This is a genomic window from Xanthovirga aplysinae (assembly GCF_009711365.1).
Lineage (GTDB): Bacteria > Bacteroidota > Bacteroidia > Cytophagales > Cyclobacteriaceae > Xanthovirga > Xanthovirga aplysinae.
The window spans coordinates 1-3383 of record NZ_SMMB01000700.1; the positions used below are offsets into that span (position 1 = coordinate 1).

Annotated in this window: 5 protein-coding genes; 2 read left to right on the forward strand and 3 right to left on the reverse strand. The window is 33.9% G+C overall.

Annotated elements, in window-relative coordinates; genetic code table 11:
- Together E1171_RS23635 and E1171_RS04335 are read left to right on the forward strand one after the other, a co-directional pair.
- Window positions 1-231: hypothetical protein (locus E1171_RS23635; protein WP_187696255.1), on the forward strand; the 231-nt coding region annotated here is incomplete at its 5' end.
- A gap of 438 nt (window positions 232-669) precedes the next feature.
- Window positions 670-1014 (forward strand): hypothetical protein, encoded by a 345-nt coding sequence (locus tag E1171_RS04335; RefSeq protein ID WP_187696256.1) that lies wholly within the window; start codon window positions 670-672, stop codon window positions 1012-1014.
- Between the two features lie 335 nt (window positions 1015-1349).
- On the opposite strand, the gene E1171_RS04340 is transcribed toward E1171_RS04335, so the two are convergent.
- From E1171_RS04340 to E1171_RS04350, 3 genes are all read right to left on the reverse strand, one after another.
- On the reverse strand, window positions 1350-1556 hold the full coding sequence (locus E1171_RS04340; protein WP_187696257.1) for an ABC transporter permease: 207 nt from the start codon (window positions 1554-1556) through the stop codon (window positions 1350-1352).
- Between the two features lie 51 nt (window positions 1557-1607).
- Window positions 1608-2348 carry an ABC transporter permease gene (locus E1171_RS04345; RefSeq protein ID WP_155204461.1) on the reverse strand — a complete coding sequence of 247 codons (741 nt, stop codon included), beginning with the start codon at window positions 2346-2348 and terminating at the stop codon, window positions 1608-1610.
- Between the two features lie 286 nt (window positions 2349-2634).
- Window positions 2635-2787 (reverse strand): hypothetical protein, encoded by a 153-nt coding sequence (locus tag E1171_RS04350; protein WP_155204463.1) that lies wholly within the window; start codon window positions 2785-2787, stop codon window positions 2635-2637.
- Window positions 2788-3383: the final 596 nt, after the last annotated feature.

Here is a 3383-nt window from a genome sequence, read left to right on the forward strand (position 1 = left end):
TATATGATTCCAGGTTGGAAAGATACCGAGGAAGAAGGGTTTAATCCTGGTGAGTTTTTCGTGGAAGGAAACTTTATTATAATTGAAGGTCAAAAAGAATTTGCATATAGTGGTGGAGGAGATGATTTGTGGGGATTAGGTAGAATTTCTTGTGCAGAAGAGGGGGAATTCTGGTATAATTATGTAGATTCTTATGGTGATGCTGGAACCCTTTACTTTAAAAGACAGTAATCTTTTTCATTTTAAAATTTTAAGGTCCCGATGTTTCATTGGGATCTTTTCTTTTTTTATTGATAATAGGTATGGGGTCTTTTATAAGTTTCAGGTTGTTATTTTAATTTTGTTGGTTCTATTTAAAACCTAAAAGGCTTAACTACAAAGTTTTATAATCTTTTTAAAGAATAAAGAAGATATGTCTAAAGTAGGAATTTTTGTTTTCTTGTTGGTTACCTTTGACCTGAATTTTCAGTAGCTTTTGTCCAGAGGCCGATTAAACTCTGGGGTATATATCAAGCCATGGAAGAATTGTATAACTTATACCCTTAACGTAAGATTAAACCTGCTCGATTTAAAGAATTCATAAGGACCAAGTTAGAGAAAAGTAAGTTCACGTGTAATGTCCTCTCCGACCAAGGGAGCGAAGGTTATAAGATCCCGGTGGTTTTTCATGTGTTGGAAACTAATTTTATCGGATTCAGAAAGTCTCTTGGCAAAGAGAATAATATTTATGGTTGGTTACAAGCCAGTGTTTCTGAAGATGGTGAATCATTTGAGGTGCTAAAGTATGGGTATATCTCTAATCCACATGCAAAAGTGTTTACTGGATTAGTATTCCAAAATGAGGGAGTGGATTTCTTTTTGGAAAAGAATAGTGTTACCCTATTAGGGGCGACTACATTCAAGGAGTTTGGAGTTTTGAAAAATGATTCTGATCCAGTTCAATGGAAGTGGTTTTTTGAAGGTGGGGAACCTGAGACCTTAGTGGGCAAAATTCAACCTGAAATTAAAAATTAGGAAAATGGATCCTATAATGTAGGTTAACAATAACGGATGAGAAGGGCCATACTTTAAATGAAACAAAAGAAGATTTCAACATCGTTGAAAAAGCAGAAACTGAAAATTTCCTAACCGGATTAGAGTATACTTATTGATGGGGTAGAAAAAAAGTTGTTATAACTAATAACCATAAATCCCTATTCCGATCTCAAAGCCTTAACAAGGTGATTCAGCGACGCCTTTTTTACTGAATAAAACAAAGTAATCAGAAAAAAGAAGCTGACAATCAGAACAGGAACGATAAAAAACCAAATTCCTATGGAAACATGGTAAGCATAGTGCTGTAACCACCCTCAGCCTGTTAAATATCCGATGCTTAATCCCGCTATAATGGAAATACCAATAAGCCAGACAAAACTTTTGGATAAGCCCATTATGTCAATAGTGCCTGCTCCCAATACTTTATGAATAGCTATTTCCTTTTCTCTTTCCTTGAAGGTGTAATAGGTGATGATAAAGATCCCGAAAGAGCAGACTATTAAAGTCAGGATACAAAACAAGTTAAGCCATTTCTGGAAGCGGGCTTCGTTTTCATAGAGTCTGTTTATTCTTTAGGAGAAGTCCGTATAGACAAAGTCGTTATTTGGAAAAACTTTCTTCCAGACTTTTTCCAGATATTCCAGGCCATCCCTAAAGCCTTCAGGATCTAACTTTACTACCGCAGGAATTATCAGATCCCCTTTTTCCAAAAGGAAGATAACAGGCTCAGTTTTAAATTTTAAGCTCTTAAAATTCACATCTTCTGTTACACCGATTACTTTTTTATTTTTTACCCGGTCTTCAACCTGAATCTCTGTTCCAATGATTTGATTTGGATCCGTGTAGCCCAGCTTTTTACAGGCAGAATAATTAATGATAATGTCATTTTCACTATCTTTTGTATAGTACTTCCCGGCTAAAAGTTTCATTCCAAAAACTTCAAACCAGTTATATATTACACTGTTATAAACAAATTGCTGTCCATTATCAAATCCCGTTTTTTCATTCGAAACCATTCCTTTCATTCCATAACCATATCCTCCCGGATTGCCCCTGGCTTTTGTCACGTCTATTATGGAAGCATGTTTTTTAGCATCAATGTCAAATGTGCGCATCATGCTGTTCATATTCCACCAATCTTCCATATGGGGTTGCCAGATCATAACCAGGTTATCTTTTTCAAATCCAAGATCTTTGTTTTTTATAAACTGATTTTGCTGAAAAACTAAAAAAGTAAATGACAGGAACAAAATGCATATGGTAAACTGTACGATAATGGGAGCAGTTTTTGAAGTTATTTTTTTTGAAAGCACTTTACTTTTTCTTTGAAGTGTGTGTAGTGGTTTGGATCTTGAAAAGATGAAAGCATATAGCATACTTAAGAGCATTGAAAATGCTAAAAACATGCTGATAAAAAAAAATATAAAAGAATCTCATTTTTAATGATAAAATTGGCTGGAAAATCCAGGTATCTGGAAACTGTTTCCTTTGTCCCCAGAAAGAGATCAAAAACAAGGAAAAGGGCCAGAACGATTTGTATCAGGGCTTCAATAAAAAACAGTTTTGAATTGTCTCTCATACCTGCTCTAAGCACTTTTCTTATCCCCACCTCTTTTGACCTGTCCATGGTTTTGCCAATGAAATATCAATGAAGTTGAGGTAGGTCATGATGAAACAAATGGTGCCCACCAAAATTGCCAATAACATTGCCTCAAAATCACCATCACTTTCGACCGAGAAATCTTCTGGCAAACCTTTTCAGGTAGATGGATGGATTGTGTATAGATGGGTCGTTATGTGAGTTTTTAAAATACTTTTCATTTTTTCCGCACTTTACAAGGCAGAAAATAGGAATAATGGTAGTGAAATTGGGAAGGTCTGGTAAGGGAGGGCGAAAACTCCCTTCATAAAATGCTTTTTTAAAAAAGGGTTTAATGGATTTTCTAATTAATTCTTAAAAGAAGAGGGAACAAAAAGCCAATAGTTGGTCCCTTAACACTCTAAATTCTTGAATGAATTGAAAAAAAAGAAACTTAAAATCAAAATGGGGTTCAAATTTAACTAGATAAAAATATTAATCTGATAAGTAATATTCTGAAGCTCCCTCTGCCTTAACTAGGATAGATCCGGTTTTTACAATGAATTCAGATTTTGACATTCTAAGATTTTCTTGAAGACTTTGAATAATTAGAATTCCTTGAAAAGGATTAAAATGTTTGTGTTTTTCTTCTCCTAATACCCATGTAATTTATTGTCTTTTATTTAATTTTTTTTTAATTAATAAGTAAATTGTTTTTTATTAATTTATATGTGTAATAATGGTTTTTTACCCGTGAAAACAATAAAAA